Here is a 6,483-nt window from a genome sequence, read left to right as displayed (position 1 = left end):
CCCCCTCCCTCCCCGTCCCTATCCACCCGGCAAGATCAATTCACTCCAACGGGCAGGCGCTCGGAGTGAAGAGAGGGAGCGCTTGGGGGCGCGTTCGACGTGGGATCTGTTGTGTCGATCAACGGACGTCTACGGTCGAAACGGGCACTGTGGCGGGGAGGTGCGCAGATGGCGGTACCGACCGCCGATGTCGACCGGGCGCTGGTGCGCGTCCGTGACCTGGCCGGACGGCCGCGGGGGACGGGGTTCCTCGTCGAGGCGCGGGACGGACGGGGGACGCTCGTGACGAGCCACGAGGCCGTGGACGGCCTCGTGCGGCTGGTGCTGCATGCGCACGGGGAGCAGACGACCCTCGTCGAGGCGCCCGCGATCACCCCGCTGCCGGAGCTGGGGCTGGCGCTCGTGGCGACGGAGGGACTGGACGTGCCGCCGCTGCCGGTGGCCGGGTTCGCGCGCACCGCGGGGCACGGGCGGGCCGTGCGGTTGCGCGGCGCGGCCTGGGTGGAGGCCACGATCGCGGGGACGGCGCCGGTGACGTACACCGCGACGGACCGCTTCCACCTCCTCGACGCGGCGTACGAGCTCGCCGGTGCACGCGGCGACGACGAACCGCTTCGTGCCGTCGCCTCGGGGGAGCCCGTGATCGACGCCGAGACCGGTGCCGTGCACGGCGTCGTCGTGACCGCGCTGCACGCGGGACGAAGGGCGGGCGGGTTCGCGGTGCCGTTGCGGGCGCCGGCGGAGGGCGGGGCGCTCGCGGACGCGCTGGCGCGCAACGCGGCGACCGTGCCCGCGTACGGGCCGCACCTCAACATCGCGGGGGCGCTGGAGCTGACCGCGAGCTCCGTCGCTTCGGCGGCCCGGCCGCGGCCCTGGCGCGAGGCCGAGGCGCGCCCGGACACGGAGGCGGAGCTGGCAGGCTTCACGGGGGAGGCGGGCGCCTGCGTGCTCGGGCTGGTCGGCGCCCCCGGCAGCGGCCGTACGACCGCACTGGAGGCGTTGGCCGCCCGGCGTGCCGCGGGCCCGGACCCGGCGCCCACGCTGTGGCTGCGCGGGGCCGAACTGCGGGCGGGCGACGCCGGGTTGAGGGACGCCGCGGCGCGGGCGCTGGCTGCCGCGGGGCGCATCGTGCACGCGGGGAGGGCGCCGGAACGCGCGCCGGCCGACGCGTCGCCCGATGCCGTCGCCCGCCTGGCGCGCGCCATGGGGCAGCGGTTGCTCGTCGTGCTGGACGCTCCCGAGGAGATGCCACCGCTGCTCGCCCATGCGCTGCCCGAGTGGTCCGCGGAGACGGCGCGGTGGCTGGGCACGACGGGGGCGCGGCTGATCGTGGCGTGCCGCCCCGAGTACTGGGAGCAGGCCGGAGCCCTCTTCCCTCCCGGCCTGCTCCACGACGCCGGCACCCCGCCGGGCGCCCGGGCGCTGCCCGCCTGCCTGCGCCTCGGCGGCCTGCCGGAGGAGCCGGCACGGCTCGCCCGGGAGCGCCACGGGCTGTCCGCCGGTGCCCTCGCCGAGCAGGACGCGGCGCATCCGCTGGCCCTGCGGCTGCTGTCGGAGGTACGGGCCGCCGGCGGTGGCCTGACGGGACGGCCCGGCCGGGCGGAGGTCTTCTCGGCCCACCTGGACCTGCTGTGCCTGCGGATCGCCCATCGGATCGCGGCAGCCACGGCCCCCGCGAGGGCAACGGAGGTACGGCGGCTGGCCGCCCGCGTCGCCGGGCAGGCGCACGAGGCGGCCCGGCGCTGCCTGGGTCCGGGCCAGGGCGAACTGGACCGGGCGTCCTTCGAGGAGCTGTTCCCGTGGCGCCCCGGGTGGGCGGCGGCGGTGCTCACGGAGGGGCTGGTGGTGCCGGCCGGTGCCGGGTACCGCTTCGCGCACGAGGAGTTCGGCGACTGGCTGCAGGGCGGCCAACTCGACCTGGACGAGGCGCTGTACGCCCTGGTCCACCGCTGGTCGGCCGGCGACCGGGACGGCTGCGCCGAGGCCCCCGTGCGCCTGCCCGCCCGGGCCGGGGCGCAACCGCGGCACAGGGCCGTGCCGCCGGTGCCGCCCGCACCGCCGCTCGCCCCGCCCTCCGAGCCGCGCTGCGTGCCCGTGCCGCGGCACCGCATCGGCCCGGTCGTACAGGCGCTGCTGCTCACCGCCCGCCGTTCGGGGCCGGACGTCCTCGGGCGCAGGCTGCGGCAACTGGTCCAGGTGCTCGACCGCGACGCCGCCGCGCCCGCGTCGCGCGGTGGCGCGACGGTGCTGCTCGACGGGGTGCCACGGCCGCGCGGGGAGGGCGACGGCGCCGGCCGGGCGGCGGCCCGGCGCGCGGACGCGGTGTGGTGGGCGGCGCACCTGCTGGGGGAGACCCTGCTCGGGGTGCCGGACGCGACGCGGTACCGGGAGGTGCTGCGGCTGCTGGCGGAGCGTGTCACCGTCCGTTCGATCGAGGCCGGGGGCTTCCACGAGGGCGCGGGGCTGGGGGAGTTCGGTCCGTGGTTCTGGCGGCGGCTGCGGCTCCCCCCGGAGGAGCGCCTGGCGCTGCTGCGGCTGCTGCTGCCCGCCGACGGCCCGCCGCGCGCCGCGGACCGCACGCGGGAGCGGTTCCTGACGGCGGCCGGCGAGGTGCTGGCCGCCACGCCGCGGCCGTCGCTGCCCGCGCTGTGCGGCTGGTTCACCGACGAACGGCTGCTGCAGTCCGCGCCCTGCGGCCCCCGGCCGACGGTCGCCACCGCGGCGCAGGCCCTCCTCCACACGCACCGGCGGCAGGCGGTGGACGACCTCACCGAGGTCCTGGCCGCCACGGACCACCCCCGTGCCAAGGAACTGCTGGCGGCCCTCGCCGAGGACGAGCCGTCCGCCGTGTGCCGTGCCGTCGACCGCTGGGCGCACGAGGACCGGCCGGAGCGGCACGCCGCCGCGGCCACCTACGGCCTGCTCGCCGCCCCGCACGCCGCACTCGCCGCCGACCGCGAGCTGCTGCGCTACGCGGCCCTGGCGATCCTGGCCCGACCCGCCGACCGCACCCTGCACGGCGCCGCGCTCGGCCTCCTGGTGCGGGACCCGGCGACCCGTTGCCTCCACCTGCGGGCCGCTCTGGACGGCTTCGCCGCCGGCGACCCGCTGCTGCCGGCCGCGGCGCTCGCCGCGGCCCTCCCCACGCACCCCGAGCAGGTGCTCGCCGCGTTCCACTCCCGGCTGCGCGAACCGGGCCCCGGCGCCGCCGAGGTACTGCGCGAACTGGCCGAGGTGTCCACCCCGGCGCTCGCCCGCCGGGCCGCCGCCCTGGTGTGGGACCACCTCGGCCACCGTCCCGAGGACGCCCGGCACGCGGCGGCCTACCTCGACCGCCGCCTGGAGCACGGACCGGCCGCCCGCGCCGTCCTCCTCCCGCTGGTCACCGGACTGCTGCGGGAGCACCCGCCGCAGGTGCGCAGGGTGCTGGCGCCCGTGCTGGCCGCACCGGGCGGCCACCTCTCCCGCCCGCTGCGCCAGGAGCTGCTGGACGTCCTCCTGGACCAGGAACGCGACCCGGCCGTGCTCGACGCCCTCCTCGGCGCGGCCGCCGACGGGTGCGCCCGGCGGCCGGCCCCGATGACCCGCGACCTGGTGCACCGGGTGGGCCTCCTGCTCTGCCGTACGCCCGAGGGCGCGGCCCTCTTCGACCGGCGGCTGGTGCAGCTGGTCAGCGGGTCGCCCGGGTTCGCCCGGCTGGTGCGCGGATGGCTGGCCGCGGACGGCCTCGACGGCGCGGGCCCAGGGGCGTGGGACGCGGTGATCGGCCCGAGCGCCCGGCGCATGTGCGACCAGCTGGCGCCGGCGGAGGCGGTGGGCCTCTGACCGGCCAGGGACCATCCGGGGGCGGCGTCACGTGCCCGCTGCGGTCCGTGCACCTCATGCCCCGGCCGTCGTGCTGCGCCGCTGCTCACCGTGCCGGCACTCCTGGACCGCGTGCCTCCGGCGCCGCGTCCCGCCACGTACCGCGTCCCTTCCGGGCGGAGGGGGTGCTCCCACCGGTCGGGCGAGGGGCGCGCCAGGTCCGCGACGGCCGCGTCACCGGGGGCGCTGCGCCGGTGGGCCCCCCGGCATGGCAGGCTTGGACCTGCACATCGAAGAATCATCGGCGGTCGAGGAGCGGTCACTGTGCAGCGCTGGCGAGGCTTGGAGGACGTCCCCGGGGACTGGGGACGCAGCGTCGTCACCATCGGCTCCTACGACGGCGTACACCGCGGGCACCAGCTGATCATCGGCAGGGCCGTGGAACGCGCCCGCGAGCTGGGCGTCGCCTCCGTCGTCGTCACCTTCGACCCGCACCCCAGCGAGGTGGTCCGCCCCGGCAGCCACCCGCCGCTGCTGGCGGCCCACCACCGCCGCGCCGAGCTGATGGCGGAGCTGGGCGTCGACGCCCTGCTGATCCTCCCGTTCACGACCGAGTTCTCGCAGCTCTCGCCGGGCGACTTCGTCCGCACCGTGCTGGTCGACGCGCTGCACGCGCGGGCCGTCGTCGAGGGCCCGAACTTCCGCTTCGGGCACAAGGCCGCCGGTGACGTGGAGTTCCTGTCCGCGATGGGGCTGAAGTACGACTACGAGGTGGACGTCGTCGACCTCTACCTGACGGGCGAGGCGGGTGGCGGGCAGCCGTTCTCCTCCACGATGACCCGCCGCCTGATCGCCGAGGGCGACGTTGCGGGCGCCGCCGAGATCCTGGGCCGGCCGCACCGGGTCGAGGGCGTGGTCGTCCGCGGCGCGCAGCGCGGCCGGGACCTCGGATACCCCACGGCGAACGTCGAGACGCTGCCGCACACCGCGATCCCCGCGGACGGGGTCTACGCAGGCTGGCTGCACGTCGAGGGCGAGGCCATGCCCGCCGCGATCTCCGTCGGCACCAACCCCACCTTCGACGGGACCGCCCGCACCGTCGAGGCGTACGCCATCGACCGCGTCGGGCTGGACCTGTACGGGCTGCACGTCGCCGTCGACTTCCTCACCTACCTGCGGGGCATGGAGAAGTTCGACACGATCGACGCGCTCCTGGAGCGGATGGCCGACGACGTCAAGCGCGCCCGGGAGCTGGTCGACGCCTACGGCGCCGCCGGGTGAACCGGCGGCCGGAGCGCCGCTGACCGACCGACACGAAGGGCCCGTCCCGCCACGATGGCGGGACGGGCCCTTCCCGTCACTGCTGCTGGGTCCAGCCGGGCGGGACCTGCCCCTGCGCCGGGGGCTGCTGCCCGGGCTGCGCCTCCTGCGGCGGCGGGGGCGGCTGCTGGGTCCAGCCCTGGGGCATGCCGCCCTGCGCGGGCGGGGGAGGCGGGGCCGGCTGCCCGTAGGGCGGCTGCTGCGGGTGGCCGTACCCCTGCTGCGGGGGCATCGGCTGCTGCGGCGGGTACGGCTGCTGCCCCTGCTGGGGCGGGTAGCCGCCCTGCTGCTGCGGCGGCATCTGCTGCTGGGGCGGGTAGACGCCCTGGGCCTGCTGGGCGCGGACGAAGTCCTCGGCGACCAGCGACGCCAGGTGGAAGTACGCCTCACGGGTCTTCGGCCGCATCATGTCGAGGTCGACCTCGGCGCCCGCGGCGAGGTGCTCGTCGAAGGGCACCACGACGACTCCGCGGCAGCGGGTCTCGAAGTGCGCGACGATGTCGTCCACCTTGATCGTCTTGCCGGTCTCGCGGACCCCGGAGATCACGGTGAGGCTGCGCTGCACGAGGTCGGCGTAACCGTGCGCGCCGAGCCAGTCGAGGGTCGTGCTGGCGCTGCTGGCACCGTCCACCGACGGGGTGGAGACGATGATCAGCTGGTCGGCCAGGTCGAGCACGCCACGCATGGCGCTGTAGAGCAGACCGGTGCCGGAGTCGGTGAGGATGACCGGGTACTGCTGCCCGAGCAGGGCCACCGCGCGCCGGTAGTCCTGGTCGTTGAAGGTGGTGGAGACGGCCGGGTCCACGTCGTTGGCGATGATCTCCAGGCCCGAGGGCGCCTGCGAGGTGAAGCGGCGGATGTCCATGTAGCTGTTGAGGTGCGGCAGCGCCTGGACCAGGTCCCGGATCGTCGCGCCGGTCTCCCGGCGCACGCGGCGGCCGAGCGTGCCGGCGTCCGGGTTGGCGTCGATGGCCAGGATCTTGTCCTGGCGCTCGGAGGCGAGCGTGGCACCCAGGGCGGTGGTGGTCGTCGTCTTGCCGACGCCGCCCTTGAGGCTGATCACCGCGATCCGGTAGCAGGACAGCACCGGCGTGCGGATCAGGTCCAGCCTGCGCTGGCGCTCCTGCTCCTCCTTCTTCGCGCCGATCTTGAAGCGCGACGCCTGGTTGTTGTTCCTGCGCGCCTTCGGCTGCTGTCGCAGCAGACGGTCCGAGGAGAGCTCCACCGCCGCGTTGTAGCCGAGCGGGGCGCCGTGCATGACCCGCTGCTGCTGCTCCTGGCCGGGACCGGGACCGCCCCAGCCGGCGGCCGTGCGCGGGTCCACGGGCGGGGCGGGCTGCTGCTGCGGCAGGACCGGGG

The 6,483-nt window shown here is 76.8% G+C and carries 3 protein-coding genes; 2 read left to right on the top strand and 1 reads right to left on the bottom strand.

Annotated features, from left to right (window positions below):
* Positions 1-168: 168 nt before the first annotated feature.
* Positions 169-3,825 carry a serine protease gene (locus tag PV341_RS42855; RefSeq protein WP_500360701.1) on the top strand — a complete coding sequence of 1,219 codons (3,657 nt, stop codon included), beginning with the start codon at positions 169-171 and terminating at the stop codon, positions 3,823-3,825.
* Between the two features lie 303 nt (positions 3,826-4,128).
* Positions 4,129-5,085, top strand: coding sequence for a bifunctional riboflavin kinase/FAD synthetase (locus tag PV341_RS42850; protein WP_500325796.1), 957 nt, complete (start codon positions 4,129-4,131; stop codon positions 5,083-5,085).
* 76 nt (positions 5,086-5,161) lie between these two features.
* On the opposite strand, the gene PV341_RS42845 is transcribed toward PV341_RS42850, so the two are convergent.
* On the bottom strand, positions 5,162-6,483 hold a 1,322-nt coding region (locus PV341_RS42845; protein ID WP_500360699.1), incomplete at its 5' end, for a MinD/ParA family ATP-binding protein.

Source organism: Streptomyces sp. PA03-1a, assembly GCF_033792805.1.
In the GTDB taxonomy this organism is placed as follows: Bacteria; Actinomycetota; Actinomycetes; order Streptomycetales; family Streptomycetaceae; genus Actinacidiphila.
Note: the sequence above shows the minus strand (reverse complement) of the source record. Positions and strands in the feature narration are given on the sequence as shown.